Source organism: Pedobacter sp. AK013 (assembly GCF_014205835.1).
In the GTDB taxonomy this organism is placed as follows: domain Bacteria; phylum Bacteroidota; class Bacteroidia; order Sphingobacteriales; family Sphingobacteriaceae; genus Pedobacter.
This window is the reverse complement of the sequence record NZ_JACHCQ010000003.1, coordinates 125,314-146,464: the sequence shown is the minus strand read 5'-3', so window position 1 is coordinate 146,464 and position 21,151 is coordinate 125,314. Positions and strand designations below refer to the sequence as shown.

The 21,151-nt window shown below is 39.3% G+C and carries 13 protein-coding genes; 9 read left to right on the top strand and 4 right to left on the bottom strand.

Annotated features, from left to right (window positions below):
- Positions 1-149 precede the first annotated feature (149 nt).
- The 6 genes from HDC90_RS03175 to HDC90_RS03150 all read left to right on the top strand — a co-directional run bounded on the left by HDC90_RS03175 (position 150) and on the right by HDC90_RS03150 (position 8,767).
- Positions 150-2,888 carry a DUF1553 domain-containing protein gene (locus HDC90_RS03175; RefSeq protein ID WP_184463823.1) on the top strand — a complete coding sequence of 913 codons (2,739 nt, stop codon included), beginning with the start codon at positions 150-152 and terminating at the stop codon, positions 2,886-2,888.
- Between the two features lie 11 nt (positions 2,889-2,899).
- Positions 2,900-4,411 carry a DUF1501 domain-containing protein gene (locus HDC90_RS03170; RefSeq protein WP_184463821.1) on the top strand — a complete coding sequence of 504 codons (1,512 nt, stop codon included), beginning with the start codon at positions 2,900-2,902 and terminating at the stop codon, positions 4,409-4,411.
- Positions 4,412-4,502: 91 nt separating this feature from the next.
- Positions 4,503-5,435, top strand: coding sequence for a sugar phosphate isomerase/epimerase (locus HDC90_RS03165; protein ID WP_184463819.1), 933 nt, complete (start codon positions 4,503-4,505; stop codon positions 5,433-5,435).
- Between the two features lies 1 nt (position 5,436).
- Positions 5,437-6,831, top strand: a complete 1,395-nt coding sequence (locus tag HDC90_RS03160; RefSeq protein WP_184463817.1) for a c-type cytochrome domain-containing protein — start codon at positions 5,437-5,439, stop codon at positions 6,829-6,831.
- Between the two features lie 108 nt (positions 6,832-6,939).
- Positions 6,940-8,277 (top strand): GH1 family beta-glucosidase, encoded by a 1,338-nt coding sequence (locus HDC90_RS03155; protein WP_184463815.1) that lies wholly within the window; start codon positions 6,940-6,942, stop codon positions 8,275-8,277.
- 52 nt (positions 8,278-8,329) lie between these two features.
- Positions 8,330-8,767: a putative signal transducing protein gene (locus HDC90_RS03150; RefSeq protein WP_184463814.1), complete on the top strand. Its 438-nt coding sequence runs from the start codon at positions 8,330-8,332 to the stop codon at positions 8,765-8,767.
- A gap of 192 nt (positions 8,768-8,959) precedes the next feature.
- Here the strand turns inward: HDC90_RS03150 and HDC90_RS03145 are convergent, their stop codons facing one another.
- The 4 genes from HDC90_RS03145 to HDC90_RS03130 form a co-directional block, all read right to left on the bottom strand.
- Positions 8,960-9,109 carry a hypothetical protein gene (locus HDC90_RS03145; protein WP_184463812.1) on the bottom strand — a complete coding sequence of 50 codons (150 nt, stop codon included), beginning with the start codon at positions 9,107-9,109 and terminating at the stop codon, positions 8,960-8,962.
- Between the two features lie 801 nt (positions 9,110-9,910).
- Positions 9,911-12,190, bottom strand: coding sequence for an aconitate hydratase (locus tag HDC90_RS03140; protein WP_184463810.1), 2,280 nt, complete (start codon positions 12,188-12,190; stop codon positions 9,911-9,913).
- Positions 12,191-12,382: 192 nt separating this feature from the next.
- On the bottom strand, positions 12,383-15,148 hold the full coding sequence (locus HDC90_RS03135) for a bifunctional aconitate hydratase 2/2-methylisocitrate dehydratase (RefSeq protein WP_184463808.1): 2,766 nt from the start codon (positions 15,146-15,148) through the stop codon (positions 12,383-12,385).
- A gap of 487 nt (positions 15,149-15,635) precedes the next feature.
- Positions 15,636-16,304, bottom strand: coding sequence for a polysaccharide deacetylase family protein (locus tag HDC90_RS03130; RefSeq protein ID WP_184463806.1), 669 nt, complete (start codon positions 16,302-16,304; stop codon positions 15,636-15,638).
- Positions 16,305-16,323: 19 nt separating this feature from the next.
- Here HDC90_RS03130 and HDC90_RS03125 point away from each other — a divergent pair, with 19 nt between their 5' ends.
- From HDC90_RS03125 to HDC90_RS03115, 3 genes are all read left to right on the top strand, one after another.
- Entirely contained in the window at positions 16,324-17,724 is a 1,401-nt protein-coding gene (locus HDC90_RS03125; RefSeq protein WP_255497458.1) for a TolC family protein, read from the top strand.
- A 100-nt stretch (positions 17,725-17,824) separates the two neighbouring features.
- Entirely contained in the window at positions 17,825-19,165 is a 1,341-nt protein-coding gene (locus tag HDC90_RS03120) for an efflux RND transporter periplasmic adaptor subunit (protein WP_184463804.1), read from the top strand.
- 172 nt (positions 19,166-19,337) lie between these two features.
- Positions 19,338-20,339 carry an NAD(P)H-dependent glycerol-3-phosphate dehydrogenase gene (locus HDC90_RS03115; RefSeq protein ID WP_255497457.1) on the top strand — a complete coding sequence of 334 codons (1,002 nt, stop codon included), beginning with the start codon at positions 19,338-19,340 and terminating at the stop codon, positions 20,337-20,339.
- Positions 20,340-21,151 lie beyond the last annotated feature (812 nt).

Genomic DNA, 21,151 nt, shown 5'->3' with positions numbered 1-21,151 from the left:
TTTCTTCATCTTTGGTTTAATGGAGGCAAAATCTTATCAATTTAATCTAATCATTGCTTCTGTTGTAATTTGATAAATGTTTAGCTGCGTTTAACTTTTGTATACAAATTACGAGCGCTAAAAATTAGCTTAAATTTATTCTAACCAAAATGTTATTGAAAAAGAAGATATTATTTGCATCTGGCTTCACGCTAATTGTTATAAGTTTAATTGCTTTTTCACTTTTATCATCCGAGAAGCAGATTGATTTCAACGCGCAGGTCAAACCTATTTTGAATAAAAAATGTATCTCCTGTCACGGCGGGGTTAAACAACAAGGTGGTTTTAGTGTATTGTTTAGGGAAGAGGCTTTGGCTAAAACCAAAAGTGGCAAACCGGCAATTATTCCAGGTAATCCCGATGATAGTGAATTTATCAAGCGTTTAAAATCTAACGATCCTGAAGAAAGGATGCCGTATAAACATCCTGCATTAAGTAATGATGAGATTGATATTCTTAGCGGTTGGATAAAACAAGGTGCAAAATGGGGTAACCATTGGGCTTATGTAAGTGTAAAACCGACTGAATTGCCAGATGTAGATAATAATTGGGTACGCAACGATCTGGATAAATTTATTTTCGCAAAGCTTGAAGAGAATAAACTCGAACCTTCTAAAACTGCTGATAAGGCTACCTTATTGAGGAGAGTAAGTTTAGATTTAATTGGTACTTATCCTTCAGACAGGCTGGCCAAATCTTATTTGAACAGCAAAGATGAGCAGGCAGCTTACAATGTGCTGGTTGATAGTTTGCTGGCTTCGCCAAAATTTGGTGAGCGCTGGGCATCGATGTGGCTTGATATAGCACGTTATGCTGATACCAAAGGTTACGAAAGTGATCCTAACCGAAATATCTGGAGCTATCGCGACTGGGTGATTAAGGCCTTTAACCGTGATATGCCCTATGATCAATTTGTTGCCGATCAGATTGCTGGAGATTTATTTCCAAACCCAACTGATGCCCAATATATTGCCACCGCTTTTAGCAGAAATACGCCAACCAACGATGAGGGGGGAACTAATAATGAAGAGTTTAGAACGGCGGCAGTTTTAGATCGTGTAAATGCCACCTGGGAAGGGTTAATGAGTACAACTTTTTCTTGCGTACAATGCCATAGCCACCCATACGACCCCTTTAAACATGATGAGTATTATAAATTCATGTCGTATTTTAACAATACGAGGGATGAAGATGTTACTGCAGAATACCCACTGCTTAAAGATTTTAATGATAGCCTTAAAAACGAACTTAATCATTTAACCAGCTGGGTTAACACTGTTGCGGGTAAAGAAAGGGCTGCCGAAGTTAATTTATTCTTAAAAACCGGTCAGCCGGCAATAAACTCTACAACAGCCGATCAATTGGTGAATTCAGTAATCGGGAACAATAACATTGCTTTATTTTTTAAGAATACTTCTACAGCAAGATTAAAATCAGTAGACCTTAATCATATTGATCAGTTGATTTTGCGCTACAACTGCAGTAAACCTGATGGCATAATGAGTTTACATTTAGGTTCACCCAATGGCCCTGTTGTAAAATCGTGGAAACTGGCCCAAACTAAAGGTTATGAAAATGTAGAAATAGATTTTGCGAAACAAAGCGGTGTAAAAGATGTGTATTTAAAGTACACCAACCCATCGGTAAAAAATCCCGACGAATTTATGGTGTACTTCGATTGGTTTTATTTTACTAAACAGTTTCCTGGAAAAGGCAAACCAGAATATTTGGCAAATAAAAAAAGATTTACTGATTTAATGAATGCAAAGGTGCCAACCACACCGGTTATGGTCGAAAATCCATTGAGTATGCAACGCAAAAATTATGTGTTTGAGCGTGGTGCATGGACCTCGAAAGGTAAAGAGGTTAAAGTTGGTGTACCTAATTCTTTAGCTTTTGCCATGCCTAAAAATGCACCTGATAACAGGATGGGTTTAGCCATGTGGCTTACCGATAAAAGAAACCCGCTCGTATCCAGAACAATGGTAAACAGGCTGTGGGAACAGTTGTACGGAGCAGGATTGGTAGAAACTTTAGAAGATATGGGAACGCAGGGAATGGCGCCTACCCACCAAGAACTTTTAGATTTTATGGCCTATCAGTTTATGTACAAATACAACTGGAGCGTTAAAAAAATGTTAAAGGAACTGGTAATGATGGCTACTTACAGGCAAGATAGTAAGGTAACAGAAGAACTGAAAGAAAAAGATCTGTTTAATAAGTTTTACGCCAGGGGCTCGCGGGTTAGATTAAGTGCAGAACAAATAAGAGATCAGAGCCTGGCAGTTTGCGGTGTATTAAGTAGTAAAATGTACGGACCGCCGGTAATGCCTTGGCAACCCGAAGGGATTTGGTTCTCGCCTTATAATGGAGCCAAGTGGGTGTTAAGTGGAGGAGAAGAACAATACCGCAGGGGAATTTATACCTACTGGAAAAGAACAGCCCCATATCCATCAGCTATTGCTTTTGATGGCGCATCGCGGGTAGTTTGCAGCCCAAGGCGTATCCGCACTAATACCCCTTTACAGGCTTTGGTAACCTTAAATGATAGTGTTTATATCGATTTAGCCAGAAAACTGGCGGTACGCATAGAAAAAATAGGGGGAAATACCAGCAAATCTAAAATTGCTAAGGGCTATGAATTGATCTTATATAAAACCATTCCTCCAAATAGATTAAAGGTATTTGAAGATCTATATGCTAAAGCTTTTGATGAGTTTAGAAAAAATTCAGCAAGTGTATCGGCATTTATGGGCGATAAACAGAAGAAATATAAGCCAGAAGAGGCAGCAATGGTACTGGTAGCCAATGCCATGCTTAATCTGGACGAAGTGATTACCAAAAATTGATTTAATCGGTTATGACAAGGGACGAATTAAATGCACATCGGTTAGTTAAAGAGGCACAAGAAGCAAATGCGCGCCTGCACTCCAGGCGGCACTTTTTAAAAGAAAGTGCGATGGGTTTGGGTGCTTTAGCAATGGGTTCATTATTGGGTAGCTGTGGTCATCTTTTTTCGAGTCCACAAACCAAAATCGCTTACGATCCTGCACATCCATTACTGCCAAAATCGCCCCCACTTGTGGGTAAGGCCCGAAGCGTAATTTATTTGCACATGGCAGGCGCTCCATCTCAATTAGAATTGTTTGATTTTAAACCAGAGCTAATGAAAATGGACGGTCAGGATTGCCCTCCATCGTTACTCGCTGGGAAAAAATTTGCTTTTATAACAGGGGTGCCTAAAATGCTGGGTCCACAGGCCAATTTTGCCAAATATGGCCAATCTGGTGCCTTGGTGAGTGATAATTTACCTCATTTTTCTACCATGGTAGATGAGGTAAGCTTTTTGAAAGCTGTAAAAACAGATCAATTTAACCATGCTCCGGCGCAGCTGTTGGTACATACAGGTTCACCGCGATTGGGCAGACCAAGTATGGGAAGTTGGGTAACCTATGGTTTGGGCTCAGAAAACCAAAATTTACCTGGATATGTAGTGCTTACCAGTGGCGGTAGTTTCCCTGATGCCGGGAAGAGTGTTTGGGGGAGTGGTTTCTTACCCTCTGTTTATCAAGGTGTACAATGTAGAAGTGAGGGAGATCCGGTACTGTTTATAAAAGATCCGGATGGGATGAACAGGGATTTAAGAAAAGCATCTATCGAAGCCATTAATAAAGCCAATGAGCAACAATATCAAGAGTATAACGATCCTGAGATTTTATCACGCATTGCTCAATATGAAATGGCTTACCGCATGCAGATATCAGCACCAGAGGTGATGAATATCAATGATGAACCTGCTTACATTCATGAAATGTACGGTACACAACCAGGTAAGGCTTGTTTTGCCAATAATGTATTACTTGCCCGTAAACTGGTAGAAAAAGGGGTACGTTATGTGCAGTTATTCGATTGGGGATGGGATGCGCACGGCGATAATCCGAACAACTCACTTAACATCGGACTGAAGAATAAATGCAGAACCATAGACAGGCCAATTACAGCTTTATTACTCGATTTAAAACAACGTGGTTTATTAGAAGAAACCCTGGTGGTTTGGGGCGGCGAATTTGGACGTACGCCAATGATGGAAAACAGAAATGGTATTCAAAATCCATTTAAAGGCAGAGATCATCATACCGAAGCATTTACCATATGGATGGCTGGCGGAGGTATAAAAAAAGGATTTACACACGGCGAAACAGACGAAATTGGTTACAGTGCTGTGAGTGGAAAGGTTGATGCTTTCGATATTCAGGCTACTATTTTAAATCAGCTGGGCTTTGATCATGAGCAATTTACGTATCCTTTCCAGGGACGGCCGTTTAGGTTAACTGATGTGGCAGGTAAAGTGATATCAGAGATTGTGGCTTAAAGCGATAACAGTAGAAGAACTACCAATAGTCAAAATTCAATAAGCAATTGGATGTGAAGGATGAACCAATCAACTAATGACAAGTAAACCAATGAACCAAACAAGAAGAAAATTTTTACAAAATACAGCGGTCGTAACGGCGGCTTCAATGTTGGCGCCAACACAAAATATTAGCGCTATCCCAGTTAAGAGTATAAAAGCTAAAGCAGGATACGAATTATTATTTATGCAAACCGATTGGGGTTTTGGAGGTACAAGAGATGAATTTTGTGCAGCAGCAAAAAAAGAAGGCTATGAAGGTATTGAAGTATGGTGGCCAGGTGAAGATAAAGCGATAAAAGAACTTTTTGATGCGGTTAAGAAATATAAACTAGAAATTGGATTTTTATGCGCCGGCTCACAGTCGAACATAACTGAGCACTTAGCTTCTTTCAAAAAAAGTTTAGATGCTATTTGTGCCAATACTTATCAAAAACCTGTTTACATTAATTGCCATTCTGGAAAAGATTATTTCAGTTACGAAGAAAACAAACAGATTATTGATTACGCAACAGCCAAAAGCAAATCGTCTGGCATACCGGTTTATCACGAGACACACCGTAGCCGTATGATGTTTGCAGCGCATGTTGCCAAAAATTTTGCGGAGAAAAATCCAGAATTAAGATTTACTTTAGATATTTCGCATTGGTGCAATGTGCACGAAAGTTTATTGTCTGATCAGAAACCAACCATCGATTTTATTTTAGAAAAAACAGAACATATCCACTCGAGGGTTGGGCACCCAGAAGGGCCACAGGTAAACGACCCCCGGGCACCGGAATGGGCAAAAGTGGTAGAAGCGCACCTCGCCTGGTGGGACAAAGTTATAACACGTAAAAAGAAAAACGGCGAACGCATGACCATTCTTACCGAATTTGGTCCGGCTGATTATATGCCTACCTTGCCCTATACGCGCCAACCCCTTGCCGATCAATGGGCAATAAATGTTTACATGATGAATTTACTAAGAAAGAGATATCAATAAGATGTTAGAATTTTTCGGCCGCTTTCACCCGGTTTTTGTCCACCTTCCTATAGGGATTTTGTTACTTGGCTATATTTGCATTCTGCTATCATTTGCAGCAAAGTTTACCAACCTAAAACCAGCCATTCCTATTATGTTACTTTTAGGTGCATTTAGCGCTGTAATATCCTGCATTACCGGTTATTTATTGGCAAATGGTGGCGATTATGACGGTAAACTGGTGAGTAATCATCAATGGATGGGGATCAGTGTTGCTGTTTTATCTTTTGTATTGTGGATTGTTTACCAAAAGATTAAATCAAAAGCCATATTGGGCACAATTGCAACGGTTCTTATCGCTCTCGTTTCTATTACCGGGCATCTGGGTGGTTCTTTAACCCATGGTTCTGATTATTTAACTGCACCCTTAAAATCGGACAGTAAAAAAGGTGGCGCAGCTATTCCGCCAATTCCCAATGTGCAGGAAGCCTTTGTTTACCAAAATGCTATTCAACCACTCTTTCAAAATAGGTGTTATAGTTGTCATGGCAGCGAAAAACAGAAAGGCAAGCTAAGGTTAGATCAGCAAGATTATATTTTAAAAGGTGGGAAAAATGGACATACGATTGTAAGGGGTAAAGCCGACGATAGTGAGTTAATGAAGCGAATTTTATTGCCATTAAGTGATGAAGATCATATGGCACCTAAAGAAAAGCCTCAACTCACTGCCAATGAGATTGTCTTGTTAAAATGGTGGATTGATAACGGCGCCGATTTTAAAAAGAAGTTTAAAGATCTTCATCAGCCAGATAATATAAAAACAATTTTAATTAGCCTGCAAAAAGGCGAAAGTGGGGCCGAGCAAGCCAAAACTAGTGATATTCCGGCTGAAGAGGTTTCGGCGGTTGACAACAAAATATTGAAAAAGTTTACCGATGCAGGAATTACCGTATTTCCCGTTGCCCAGAATACCAACTATCTTTCAGTCAATTTTGTCAATGCACAATCGATGGGCAAAGATGTTTTGGATCTGATAAAATCAATCGAAAAACAGCTCCTTTGGCTTAAGTTAGAAAACCATAAAGTAAACGATCAAACCTTAACTGCAATAAAGGATTGTAAAAACCTAACCAGGTTAAATCTAAATAATAGCGGGATTACAGATGCAGGTTTAGCATCGCTGAAAGATTTAGAGCAGTTACAAACGTTAAGTTTGGTGGGGACAAAAATTACCATGAAGGGGATTAATCAATTAAAGAAACTGAAAAAATTAAAATTTCTATACGTATATCAAACCGGTATAACCAAAGGAGATTTAGCAGGTATAAAAAAAATCTTGCCTAAAGTAAGTTTAGATACCGGAAATTATAAGGTACCTCTGGTAGCGCAAGATACGGTTGTGGTCAAGGTACCGTAGCCCATCAGGCGTACTGCTGATTTAATTGTATCCGAAAAGTCTTTTCTGTTCTTTATTAATGATTTGTTAATATTAAACTTGCAACTTATGGCAATTAATTGATAACGAATGATTAATGCAAGTGATTTTGGTCAGGATTTTTTGTGGGGTGTGGCTACCGCGGCGGCTCAAATAGAAGGTACAGCCACCCAATATGGTAAGGGCCCTTCTATTTGGGATACCTTTACTGCAAAAAATGGAAAAATAAAAAAGAATCACAAATTAGATCCTGCTTGCGATTTTTACCATCGTTATACCGAAGACATAGCTTTGGTTAAGCTTTTGGGCTTTAAAGTGTTTAGATTCTCGATCGCCTGGTCGCGGATTTTGCCAGCAGGTAGGGGAGAGATCAACCAGGAGGGTATCCGTTTTTATCATAACCTCATCGATGAATGTTTAACCTATGGAATTACCCCCTATGTTACGCTTTATCACTGGGATTTGCCACAGGCGTTAGAAGACGAGGGCGGCTGGACAAGCTTTAGCATTAATGCTGCCTTTAATGCTTTTGTAAGCATCTGCGCATTAGAATATGGCGATAAGGTGAAAAACTGGATTGTGTTGAATGAGCCTTTCGGTTATACTTCTTTGGGGTATATGTTAGGTGTTCATGCCCCTGGAAAAACTGGCTTAAGCAATTTCTTCCCAGCGGTTTTGCATACAGCCTTAGCGCAGGCCGAGGGGGGTAAGATTTTACGTGCTGAAGTAGCCAAGGCCAATATCGGGACTACTTATTCCTGCTCCGAAATACTTCCCTATACGCAAAGTGACAGTGATTTACTGGCTGCAAAGCGTGTAGATTGTTTAATGAACCGTTTGTTTGTAGAGCCTACATTGGGCTTAGGTTTCCCAACAGCAGATTGGGACGTGTTAGAAAAATTTCAGATTGAATATGGTACCTGGCGATTGCAGGATAGGATGAAATTTGACTTCGATTTTATTGGGCTGCAAAATTACTTTCCATTAACGGTTAAATACAATGCTTTTATCCCGGTAATACAAGCCTGGGAAGTGAAGGCTAAAAGCCGGAAAAAACCACACACTGCTATGGGCTGGGAAATTAATGCCGATAGCTTTTATAATATTGTTAAACAGTTTGCCAGCTATCCTCATATTAAAAATATCATGATTACCGAGAATGGCGCTGCTTATCATGATAAATTGATCAATGGCAGAGTAGAAGACCCTGAACGCATTGAATATTTTAAACTTTATTTAAATGCATTGCTAAAACTTAAAAAGGAAGGCTTAAATATAACAGGCTACATGGCTTGGACATTAATGGATAATTTTGAATGGGCAGAGGGTTTTATGGCAAGGTTTGGACTGATCTACAACGATTTCAAAACCCAGGAACGTACCATTAAAGATTCAGGGTATTGGTGGAAAGAATTCCTAAGAAGCTAGTTGGTTGTTTATCCTTTCTCTTTCTTCATAAACAAATTCTTATGTTTGGAATATGAATGATAGAACCGTTGTTTATAGCACTTATTACAATCCGATGGAGGCCAATATTATTAAAGCTAAATTGGAAGATAGTGGATTTGCCTGTTTCCTGGCAGATGAAAATGTTGCAACGCTAAATCCACTTTACAATCAGGCTATTGGAGGAGTAAAACTCATTGTTTTTGAAAGAGATGTAGAAGCCATTAATGCTTTATTGATTGAAGACAATAGTTTGAACTTTGATCCATCAGAAGAAATTATCGATGAAGAAAAATCAGGAGATGATAAAACAGTTTGTGCGCGATGTGGGTCTACAAATGTAGGTTATGGAATGGCTACCAATAAAAAATATAGTATTTGGGCAATTATAATTGCCTTTTTAACGCTAAGTACTCCTATTAAGGCCAATAAGTGTCATCATTGCTATGATTGTGGTTATGAGTTTGAGTAATTTTTGAACAGACTTATTGCACTAAACTCGATATACGCGAATGCTGATTTTTTTCTAACCAGCAGTAGCATTAGCTGGGCTAACCCAAAGCTGAGCACTACTGTAACTGCTTTCCAAGAAAATAAGACAATTATTATTTTATTTTGAAGCGCAGTGGCAGTGGCAACTATTAAGGTTTGTTCCCGTGCTCCGCTATACCCTTTCGCTGCGCTCTAGGGATGCCGCTGCGCCCGGGGCTAAAAGGCTGCTTGCTGCAAGAAAGGCAGTAGGCCCTTCATAACTTTTAAGCAGGTCTTTAGTAAGTAGAGTATTTTGAGCGAAAAGCATTCCTGTTTCTGCCATCTAAACCCGATATACGCGAATGCTGGTTTTTTTCTAACCAGCAGTAGCATTAGCGGGGCTAACCCAAAGCTAAGTACTGCTGCAACTGCTTTCAAAAAAAATAAAGAGGTTGATCTTAAATAATAGATTTGTCATCCTGAGGGGTAATTTATTGTATAAAAATCGATATAAATGACATTTAATTATTGGTCTTTTGCGATATGTAATTCCCCTCTTTTAGAGGGGTGTCCGCAGGACGGGGTGTTTTATTAGTCCTAGCCGGACAGGCTTCTTTCTTTTTGGTGTTAAAAAAGAAACAAAACCGAGGCATTGCCGAGCTCATTAATACAAATGAAAGCAATAGAAAACCATTAATAAAACACCGGCTGAAAATTTATTCATTTGTTTTTGTAGCTTTCAGCTGCATTCATGAGGGCTTTGCCGTTTTCTTTCGAAGCTACTAGGTTAGCTTGGGCAGTGCAGTCCGAAAAATTTGTTAGGCCGGGTTTAAGTGAAACGGAGATACTGTGCTATGGCCTAGCTGGGCGGAAATGCAGGGGTTAATGTAATGTGTTAAATATTAATGAGTTACCAAATAACGTCAATGGTAGCCTGTCGAAGGACTTTTTAAAATGATTTTAAGGCATTTCGATGCTTCGTCAAGTTTAGTACAGGCTAAGCTCAATGTGACAAATTGGATAAATAGGCATCATTTTTAAGTGGTATCTAATAAAAGAACAAAAAAACCCGTTCTGAATTAACAAAACGGGATTGATATTATACATCCAGACTTCGGACTTCCGATTCTGGACTTCGGACTATTTAAAGCGCTGCTTTAGCCGCTGCCTCAGCCCTGATGATATTTAGTGCACCACCAGCTTTAAACCAGTCTATTTGTTGTGCATTATAACTATGGTTAACAGGAAACGATTCTTGTGTGCCATTAGCATGGTGTAATACTAAAGTTAAGGGTTTATCTGGAGCGAATTCTGTTAAGCCTAAGATATCGATGGTATCATCTTCCAAAATTTTATCGTAATCATCTTTATCTGCGAAAGTTAAAGCTAACATACCTTGTTTTTTAAGGTTGGTTTCGTGTATACGGGCAAAAGATTTTACCAATACAGCACGTACACCTAAATGGCGGGGCTCCATAGCTGCGTGCTCGCGTGACGAACCCTCGCCATAGTTTTCGTCGCCAACAACAATAGATCCTAAACCAGCCGCTTTATAATCGCGTTGAGTTGCAGGAACAGGTCCGTATTCGCCGGTTAGTTCATTTTTAACATTATCTGTTTTATCGTTAAAGTAGTTAACCGCACCGATAAGCATGTTGTTAGAAATGTTATCTAAGTGGCCACGGAATTTTAACCATGGACCAGCCATAGAAATATGATCTGTTGTACATTTACCTTTGGCTTTGATTAAAAGTTTTAAACCTTTTAAGTCGGTACCTTCCCAAGGGGCAAACGGATCCAATAATTGTAAACGGTGCGAAGTTGGAGAAACCAAAACCTGAACTGACGAACCATCAGCCGCTGGTGCCTGATAGCCTGGATCATCTACGGCGAAACCTTTAGTTGGTAATTCAAAACCAGTAGGGGGATCTAATTTAACCTGTTCTCCTTTATCGTTTGTTAATGTATCGGTTAATGGGTTAAAACCTAAATTACCCGAAATGGCAATTGCAGCAACCATTTCTGGCGACGCTACAAATGCAAAAGTATTGGGGTTACCATCTGCACGTTTAGCAAAGTTTCTGTTAAAGGAGTGTACGATAGTGTTTTTTTCTGCCTTTTCTGCACCAGTACGATCCCACATCCCAATACAAGGCCCGCAGGCATTTGTGAAAATGGTTGCATCTAAATCTTCGAAAGTTTTTAAGAAACCATCGCGGTCTGCAGTATAACGTACCTGCTCAGACCCCGGGTTGATACCGAAAGCCGATTTGGTTACTAAACCTTTTGCAATAGCCTGGTTGGCAATAGAAGCTGCTCTTGATAAATCCTCGTAAGAAGAGTTGGTACAAGAACCAATTAAACCCCATTCTACTTTTAAAGGCCATCCATTTTTCTCTGCCTCAACTTTCATCTGCGATACAGGAGTAGCTAAATCTGGCGTAAACGGGCCGTTTAAATAGGGTTCTAAAGTGTCTAAATCGATCTCAATCACCTGATCAAAATAGTTTTCTGGATCGGCATAAACTTCAGGGTCACCGGTTAAATATGCTGCAATTTTGTTTGCTTCATCAGCAACTTCATTTCTACCTGTAGCACGTAAATAACGTTCCATACTTTCGTCATAACCGAAAGTAGAGGTAGTTGCGCCAATTTCGGCACCCATATTGCAAATGGTACCTTTACCCGTACAGCTTAAGTTAACAGCACCATCGCCAAAATATTCTACAATTGCACCGGTACCACCTTTTACAGTAAGGATACCCGCAACTTTAAGAATTACATCTTTAGCAGCAGTCCAGCCGTTTAATTTACCTGTTAACTTAACACCGATTAACTTAGGGAATTTAAGTTCCCAGGGCAAACCTGCCATTACATCGCAGGCATCAGCACCACCAACCCCAATAGCTACCATTCCCAACCCTCCAGCATTTACGGTATGCGAGTCGGTTCCGATCATCATTCCGCCTGGGAAAGCATAATTCTCTAAAACCACTTGATGAATAATACCGGCACCTGGTTTCCAGAAACCGATACCATATTTGTTCGAAACGGATGATAAGAAATCGAAAACTTCGGCACTTTCTGTTTTAGCATGAGGTAAATCTATTGCAGCACCTTCTTTAGCCGTAATTAAGTGATCGCAATGCACAGTAGAAGGCACCGCTACTTTTGGGCGGCCAGCTTGCATAAATTGCAATAAGGCCATCTGAGCCGTTGCATCTTGCATCGCAACGCGATCTGGTGCAAAGTCTACATAGTCAGAGCCACGTTTAAACGCCGTTTTAGGTTCTCCATCCCAAAGGTGTGCATACAATATTTTCTCAGATAATGTTAAAGGCCTGCCAACTATTTTGCGTGCAGCTTCAACGCGGCTGCTAAAGTTTGCATAAACCTTTTTAATCATGTCTATATCAAAAGCCATACTTTATTTTTTTAAATTATTGTCAATAACAATGCTAACTAAATTAAACAATTTTTAATAGACTTATTTTTAAGATTTGTCAAATTATGTTATTTAAAACCATTCTATCCAATTGTTAATGTAAATAAAAAGGCTACCCGATTATCGGATAGCCTTTCTGCTTTATTAACAAAAAATATGCTTATTTGTTTCTTATTGTTTTGTAGAAATAGGCGTAAACTTGGTTAAGTTGATACCTTCTACTGCTACTTTGTATTCCTCAATGCTTGGTATACGGCCTAAGATAGCAGAAAGAACCACTACTGGAGTAGATGCCAATAGAGACTCTCCTTTTTTACCATCTCTATCTTCCACTACGCGGCCCTGGAATAACCGTGTTGACGTAGCCATTACCGTATCACCTTTAGCCGCTTTCTCCTGGTTACCCATGCACAGGTTACAACCCGGGCGTTCTAGGTACATGATATTTTCGTATTCAGTACGTGCTGTACTTTTAGGTAGTGCGTCGCTAAACTCAAATCCAGAGTATTTTTGTAAGTACTCCCAGTCACCTTCTGCTTTCAGCTCATCAATAATATTATAAGTAGGGGCTGCAACTACCAATGGAGCTTTAAATTCTACTTTGCCGGTTTGGTTCTCTACGTTTTTCAATAATTGAGAAACGATTTTTAGATCGTCTTTGTGTACCATGCAAGAACCTACGAAACCAAGGTCTACTTTTTTATCGCCACCATAGAAGGTTAGGTCTCTGATCGTATCATGCGTATAACGTTTAGAAACATCAGCATTGTTCACATCCGGATCGGCAATCATTGGCTCATTGATGATATCGAGGTCAATAATTACTTCTGCATAATATTTGGCATTATCATCTGGCATTAAAGCTGGCTTAATACCGGTTTTAATTTCTTCAATACGTTTATTTGCTTTGTTGATCAAACCTTGTAAAACCTGGTTATGGTTGTCCATACCCTTGTCTATCATAATTTGAATACGGTTTTTAGCAATTTCTAACGATTGGATTAAAGTATCGTCCTGCGAAATACAGATCGATGCTTTTGCTTTCATCTCAGCAGTCCAGTCGGTAAAAGTAAAGGCCTGGTCGGCTAATAAAGTACCGATGTGCACCTCGATAATACGGCCCTGGAATACGTTTTCGCCATCAAATTGCTGTAGCATTTGTAATTGTGTAGCATGAACTACATCACGGAAATCCATGTGTTGTTTCATTTCACCTTTGAAAGTAACTTTTACCGACTCGGGAATTGGCATAGAAGCCTCACCGGTTGCCAATGCTAATGCTACCGTACCAGAATCGGCACCGAAAGCCACACCTTTTGACATACGTGTGTGTGAGTCACCTCCAATGATGATTGCCCATTCATCAATCGTGATGTCGTTCAATACCTTGTGGATAACATCGGTCATTGAATGATATTCGCCTTTAGGGTCGCGGGCGGTAATTACACCGAAATCATTCATAAACTTCATTAGTTTAGGAATGTTTGCCTGTGCTTTTTTATCCCAAACAGATGCCGTATGGCAACCTGACTGGTAAGCGCCATCAACAATCGGAGAAATAACTGTAGCAGCCATTGCCTCTAATTCCTGAGCGGTCATCAAACCGGTAGTATCTTGCGAACCTACAATGTTTACCTCTACGCGTACATCAGAACCTGCATGAAGCACCTTACCTGGTGTTAAACCTACCGCATTTCTGTTGAATATTTTTTCTACAGCAGTTAAACCCTGGCCTTCGACAGATACTTCTTTAGCCGGAGCAAATACTACAGGCGCTTCGATACCTAAAGTTTTGGCTGCAAATGTTTGGATTTTTTTACCAAAAACAATGGCATATGAACCACCTGCTTTGATAAATTCCATTTTTTGAGGAGTTAATGCTTTCGCAATATCAATCAGCTCCTGATCTCCGTTATATAATTTTTTAGTTCTGGTATTGATCGTAAGTACGGTTCCGGTTTCAACAGAAAACACTTGCTCTAAAATTGGCTCGTCGTTTTCATTGCGGATAACATTACCGTTCTCGTCAGTTTTCTTTACCCAATTTTTAAGATCGATACCAATACCGCCTGTTACATCAACTGTGGTTAAAAAAATTGGAGAGATTCCATTGGTACCACCAACAATTGGTGCAATATTTACAAACGGAACATACGGACTCGATTGTTTACCGGTCCAAAGGGCCACGTTGTTAACACCCGACATGCGTGAAGAACCTACACCCATGGTACCTTTTTCAGCCACTAACATTACACTTTTATCAGGATGTTGTGCTTGCAAGGCTTTGATTTCCTCCTGGGCCTCCGGTGTAATCATACATTTGCCATGCAATTCGCGATCTGAACGAGAGTGTGCCTGGTTACCTGGAGATAATAAATCAGTAGAAATATCGCCAATACCGGCGATAAAAGTGACCACTTTAATTTCTTCTGCTACTTCAGGAAGTTTGGTGAAGAATTCGGCCTTAGCGTAGCTTTCTAATATTTCTTTAGCAATAGCATTGCCATTGTTGTAAGCATCCTTCAAACGATCGGTATCGGCATCGTACAAGTAAACCTGCGTTTTAAGAACGTCTGCTGCTTTTTTAGCTTTATCGCCATTATCTGCCAAAGCGATATCTAACAAAACTTTGATAGAAGGACCACCCTTCATGTGCGATAATAGTTCGAAAGCAAAATCAGGCGTGATTTCTGCAACAATAGTTTCACCTAAAATAATTTCTTTTAAGAACTGTGCTTTTACACCAGCTGCAGCAGTAGTGCCTGGCAAGGTATTGTATATAAAAAAATTAACAGACTCTGTTCTGTTGAAATTATTTACATTTTTGATCTGAGTAATAATTTCACTCAATAATTCTGCTCCATCAATAGGTTTAGGGTGAAGACCCTGAGCTTTTCTGTCTTCAATCTCCTGGATATAATCGTTATAAATACTCATCTTGGCTATTTTATTCTTTTTGTTAAGATTGTGCAACAAATGTACACCCGCTTTTTACAAAAAAAGAATACTGTTTTTTGTATGTTAATTTGCGTTTACCGAGCCAATAAGCTCAATTTTTTGGATAAAACAAAAATAGCAAAAAACAACCCTTAAACGCAATTTAGGCAGGCGATTAAACAATTTGGAATCGTTCTAAACTACGAAAAAAGGATGTAAATTAAAGGTCATAAAATTCAATAAATCAAGGCTGGATTTATGACGATTGAGTTAAGAAAAGACACTAAAAACTGGTCTCTGCAAAATAATGTTAATCGGTATCGCTGTTAGTTAAAAAGTAGTTATCGTGATAGAAACTTAATAGCGAGGTTAACCGTTCGATTCCGTACAGTTTTGTCCGTTTTTGAACAGCTGGAAATCTGTTATCTAACTTAAAGCTTGTTTGAGCTTATTAAAGTGAGCACAGGCTGTTCTGGCATAACAATGGCTAAAGCGTAGCAAAAGTGAACCCCTTTTCGGTAAAATGGGCTAAAACCTTAGGAAGTGCGTATGCTAAACGATCAAATGCTTTTAAACTATCGTGAAATACAATTATAGAACCATTTTCGGTATGTTTAATTACGTTTTGATAACATTTTTCGGGAGAGAGCTTAATGTCGAAATCGCCGCTGAGTACATCCCACATGACGATTTGCAGTTGGGAGTTTTCAGTTATGAGTTTGGAGTTATTAGGCGTTTTAAACTTCGAGCTCCAAACTCCAAGCTCCAAGCTACGAACCTGGCTTTTCTTAATCCTTCCGTAAGGTGGGCGAAAGAGATTAGACTGCGTAAGCTCCTGGCATTTTAGTGTATTTTGAAGGTAGGTTTCATCATCGGTTTCCCAGCCTTTTAAATGATTAAAAGTATGGTTGCCAATGGCATGTCCGTCGTTTTTTACACGTTCAAAAACTTCGGGGTGTTTTACAATATTATCGCCAATGCAAAAAAATGTAGCTTTAGCATTAAAGACTTTTAAAGTTTTTAATACAAAATCTGTAACATTGGGTATAGGTCCATCGTCAAAGGTCAAATAAATAACTTTTTCGGTGCGGGATTTATTCCATAATAGTGATGGATAATACCATTTTAGCAGAAGCGGTGATTTGATCAGGTACATTTAGCTACAAAGTTACTAAATGCCTGTACAGATTGAAATTATTAAAGTTGTTTATATAGATTTGAAACAAATTATGAAGATGTTTACCAAGAAGAAGTTAATTACCGGATCTGCGTTATTAGTGACATTAAGTTTTAGTCAGCAAATTAGGGCTCAAGAAGTGATCAGCATTCAACAGGCTGTCGAAAACACATTAAAAAATAATCTAAATATCAAACAGGCTGCATTTAATACCGCGCTTAGCGAAGAAAATTTGCTCCAGTCTAAAAATGCTTTATTACCCACTTTAAATGGTACCGTTAACCAATCCATGCAATGGGGTAGAAGCCAGGTAACATCAGGTTTGTTTTTAAACACTCAAAATTATAGTTTAAGTCCAAGTGTATCCGCTAGCCTGCTATTATTTGGAGGTGGGGCGCAACTTAACCAGATCAGACAGAATAAGTTATTGTTAGCCGCAAATCAAACCAATGTAGAGAAGGTAAAAAATGATCTTATTCTGCAGGTAGTAACTGCTTATCTGCAGGTTTTAAATAACCAGGACCAGGTTAAGGCTACCCAACAGCAATTAGACGTTGCTAATTCTACTTTAAAAAGGGAACAGGCATTGTTAGATGTTGGTAACAAAACTTTAGCCGATATTTCGCAGGCCAAATCGCAAGCCGCAACTGCTGAGCTTAACCTGACCAATGCACAGAATCAGTTAACTATATCTTATTTAACTTTAGGACAGTTAATGGAAATTCAGCCACCTATGACATTCAAGGTACAGCCGCCATTGGTTAACGAATTGAATAACATTCAAAACACTTACGTTCCAAGTGATATTTACAACCAGGCTTTGAATACCTTTCCCGATATTAAGTTGGCAGATTTAAATACTAAAGCAGCAGAAAAAGCAATTGATGTTGCCAAGGGTAGTTATTATCCAAGAATTACATTTGGGGGAGGTTTGGGATCGTTCTATCAATACCAATTTGCTTTCCCGGGGAACAGTCCATTTTTTAGTCAATTATCTGATAACTTCGGTAAATCAATTAATATGGGGATTTCCATTCCGATTTTTAATGGATTCACGACCAGATCGGCCGTTAGAAAAGCGAAAATTAACTGGATGCAGCGCAAAACCGATGAGCAGATTTCAAAAAATAATTTGGTAAAAGTAATCAACCAGGCTGTTGCCGACTTAAACGCCGCACAAAGCAGGTATACTTCTACTCAAAATGCTTTTCAGGCACAAAAAGACGCTTTTTATGTAATCGAGCAGCGTTATGCTGTTGGTTTGGTAAACTCTTTAGATTACAGTACTGCACAAACCAACAGAAATAAAGCCGAGATAGATTTTATCTTAGCGAAATACGATTTACTGTTCCGTGCCAAAGTAATCGACTATTATTTGGGCAAACAGATTGTTTTTTAGGTTAAAGCTGAAACTGGTTACGGATAACACTAACCCTTTCAACTTTATACATTTTAACCTTAAAATATTACAACTTTAAACAAACGAAATACAATAAATTATGAAACTGAAGCATATTATTATTACCGTAGTTGCTATTGTAGCCCTTCTAGTGATATTAAAACTGGCCGGAGTTATTGGGGGTGATAAGACCGAAAAAGTAACTACAGAAAAAGCGTCAGATAGAACTGTTGTAGAAACAGTAACCGCAAGTGGTAAAATACAGCCAGAAACAGAAGTTAAATTAAGCTCTGAGGTATCGGGAGAGGTAGTAGAGTTAAAAGTAAAAGAGGGGGATATTGTTAAAGCCGGTGAATTACTTTGTAAAGTACGTCCGGATGTTTTACAATCGGGTTACGAAAGAACGGTGGCTAGCTTTAATGCACAAAAAGCGAGTGTGGCTTCTGCCCAACAACAATTGGTACAAAACCAGGCTAACTTTGTAAACGCAGAGGCAACTTATAAACGTAATGTTGAACTGTTTAATAAAAAAGTAATCTCTGTATCAGAGTTCGATGCAGCTAAAGCAGCCTATTTAACGGCCAAAGCAAATTTGGCCAGTGCGAAAGAGAGTGTAGTAGGTGCTAAATTTACTTTAGAACAAACTGGGGCAAACGTTAAAGAAGCTGGTGCAAACCTGGCTAAAACTACTATTTATGCACCCGTTGATGGTGTGGTTTCGAAACTGTCAATCGAATTGGGAGATCGTATTTTAGGAACTTCGCAAATGGCAGGTACAGAAATTATGCGTATTTCTAACCTATCATCAATGGAGGTTAATGTTGATGTTAACGAAAATGATATTACCCGCGTTAAAGTTGGAGATAAAGCTTCTATCGAGGTTGATGCCTTTTCTGATAAAAAATTTCGGGGAGAGGTAACCGAAATCGCAAGTTCATCAACGGCGGTGGGTACTGCAGTATCTACCTCTGTAGATCAGGTAACCAATTTTTCGGTAAAAATTAGAATTACAGAAGAATTAGCAGGCAAACAACAGTCTATTTTTCGGCCAGGAATGTCGGCTACTGTTGATATAGAAAGTGAGTCGTTAACCGGTTTGGCTATTCCTATCCAAGCGGTATTTACTGATAATGCAAAATCTGCCGATGCTAGCCAGAACCAGGGTAACCAGGCAAATGCCGATAAGCAAAAAACCAAATTGACCGATAAAAAGGTGAAACAATACATTTATGCTTATGATGCTAAAACGAAAAAGGTTAAAAAAACAGAGGTAACTACCGGCATCCAAAACGATCAGTTCATTATTGTGAAATCTGGTGTTAAAGCTGGCGAAGAAATTGTAACAGGTCCTTACTCTGCTATCCAAAACAAATTAAAGGATGGAATGGTTGTAGAGAAAACAGCTAAAGACCAGTTGTTTAACAAAGACGCTAAAAAGTAGTTTATAATTAATCGCAAGAAATAGTAACTTGCGCTGTTTAAGGTGTATTCCTAAGGTTTAGGGTGTAAGGTTTAAGGTATTGGGCATTGGTCTTTACCTTAAGTCTTACACCTTTTGCCTTATACCTTTAAAATAAGGTCTTACACCTTTACCTTAAACCTTTTTTATAAACATGGTACCTAAAATAGCAATGATAGGGGGCGGGAGTTGGGCAACCGCCATTGTAAAAATGCTCGCAGACAATTTAGCTGAAAAGGAAATTTTTTGGTGGATGCGCAATGAAACTGCTATCGAGCATATTAAGAAATTTAGGCATAATCCTAATTATATCAGCTCGGTTGAAATTAAACTGGATGAAGACGACCATATTTCATCTGATATCAATTCTATTATAAAATCTGCCGATTTTGTAATTTTAAACGTTCCGGCGGCATTTTTAAAAACTACGTTATCTTCTATTACTCCAGAAGATTTAAAAGGGAAAAAGATTGTTTCAGCGATAAAAGGTATTGTACCCGAAGATAACCTGATTATCGGCGAGTTTATGCACGAAAAATACGGCATTCCCTACCACGATATTTTGGTGGTTAGCGGGCCCTGCCATGCCGAAGAGGTAGCGTTAGAAAAATTATCTTACCTCACCATTGCCTGTACCAATGTGGAACAGGCAACAACATTTGCTTCATTTTTAAATACCCGTTACATTAAAACTAATGTTTCGGATGATATTTTCGGAACAGAGTATGCAGCAGTTTTAAAAAATATATATGCTGTTGCCAGTGGCATTTGCCATGGCATAGGTTATGGCGATAATTTTCAGGCAGTATTGATCAGTAATGCCATCCGTGAGATTAAACGCTTTGTTGATATCGTTCATCCCATCACTAGAGATATTATGGAGTCGGCATATCTTGGCGATTTGTTGGTTACTGCGTATTCGCAGTTTAGCCGCAACCGTACGTTTGGTAACATGGTAGGGAAAGGTTACACTGTAAAATCTGCCCAGTTGGAAATGAATATGATTGCCGAGGGTTATTATGCTGTGAAATGCATGCATATTAAAAACCAGGCGTACAATGTAGATATGCCAATTTGTAAGGCGGTGCATAGCATTATCTACGAAAACCGTTCGCCGCATATCGAAATGAAATTACTGGCCGAGAAATTAAATTAAGACATTATCTGAACGTAACGTTGGTCGTGATTCCAGCGCAGGCGGGCATCTTAATGCTTATTGTATTGCGAATCTATTTGTCATTCGCCCCCCTTTTTTATTAAAAACGAGATCTCGCAGGCGGATTGAGAGAGCGTATACTATTGCCCTTCAATAACTAATTGTTTTTTTTGAAAAGCTGGGTTAGCGCTTTTCGGTTCGGGTAGCCCTTCTTTCCGCTATTATCTTTTTGTGATGGTTAGTGAGGGATGTTTGTGTGGGCAACAAAAAGGATAGCCGCTTCAATAAGGTTTATTGAACGAGGGGCTGTGCAAGAAATAAAAAATGAATGCTTACGAAAGAAGTAGGTGGGCGTTCTGTATTTTCTCGCAGTACCAGTGTGCCTAGCCCCGGGCGAAGCGGCATCCCTGAAGCACAGCGAAAGGATACAGCGGAGAACGGGGAACAAACTTTAATCGTTGCTTCGAACCTCGCGTTCCAAAAAAACAATTTAAATCTTTTGAAAAGCAGGTTTGGTGCTTTTCGGTTCAGGTAGTCCTTCTTTCCGCTACTATCTTTTTATGGATGTTATTGCTGGCTGTTTGTTTGTGCAGCAAAAAGTATAACCGCTGCAATAAGGTTTATTGAAGAAGGGCCTGTGTTTCCAAAACCCAAAACAACGGTTTCTCTAAACCTTAACCTTCTTGCAGTACCAGTGTGCCTAGCCCCGGGCGAAGCGGCATCCCTGAAGTGCAGCGAAAGGGTACAGCGAAGAACGGGAACAAAATTTAATCATTGCTTCGAACCTTGCGCTCCAAAAAAAACAATTTAAA

Excerpts from the sequence above, each read along its gene's own strand:
- HDC90_RS03175 (WP_184463823.1), top strand. The coding sequence starts at position 150 with ATGTTATTGAAAAAGAAGATATTATTTGCATCTGGCTTCACGCTAATT.
- HDC90_RS03170 (WP_184463821.1), top strand. The coding sequence starts at position 2,900 with ATGACAAGGGACGAATTAAATGCACATCGGTTAGTTAAAGAGGCACAA.
- HDC90_RS03165 (WP_184463819.1), top strand. The coding sequence starts at position 4,503 with ATGAACCAAACAAGAAGAAAATTTTTACAAAATACAGCGGTCGTAACG.
- HDC90_RS03160 (WP_184463817.1), top strand. The coding sequence starts at position 5,437 with ATGTTAGAATTTTTCGGCCGCTTTCACCCGGTTTTTGTCCACCTTCCT.
- HDC90_RS03155 (WP_184463815.1), top strand. The coding sequence starts at position 6,940 with ATGATTAATGCAAGTGATTTTGGTCAGGATTTTTTGTGGGGTGTGGCT.
- HDC90_RS03150 (WP_184463814.1), top strand. The coding sequence starts at position 8,330 with ATGAATGATAGAACCGTTGTTTATAGCACTTATTACAATCCGATGGAG.
- HDC90_RS03145 (WP_184463812.1), bottom strand. The coding sequence starts at position 9,109 with ATGGCAGAAACAGGAATGCTTTTCGCTCAAAATACTCTACTTACTAAA.
- HDC90_RS03140 (WP_184463810.1), bottom strand. The coding sequence starts at position 12,190 with ATGGCTTTTGATATAGACATGATTAAAAAGGTTTATGCAAACTTTAGC.
- HDC90_RS03135 (WP_184463808.1), bottom strand. The coding sequence starts at position 15,148 with ATGAGTATTTATAACGATTATATCCAGGAGATTGAAGACAGAAAAGCT.
- HDC90_RS03130 (WP_184463806.1), bottom strand. The coding sequence starts at position 16,304 with ATGTACCTGATCAAATCACCGCTTCTGCTAAAATGGTATTATCCATCA.
- HDC90_RS03125 (WP_255497458.1), top strand. The coding sequence starts at position 16,324 with ATGCCTGTACAGATTGAAATTATTAAAGTTGTTTATATAGATTTGAAA.
- HDC90_RS03120 (WP_184463804.1), top strand. The coding sequence starts at position 17,825 with ATGAAACTGAAGCATATTATTATTACCGTAGTTGCTATTGTAGCCCTT.
- HDC90_RS03115 (WP_255497457.1), top strand. The coding sequence starts at position 19,338 with ATGGTACCTAAAATAGCAATGATAGGGGGCGGGAGTTGGGCAACCGCC.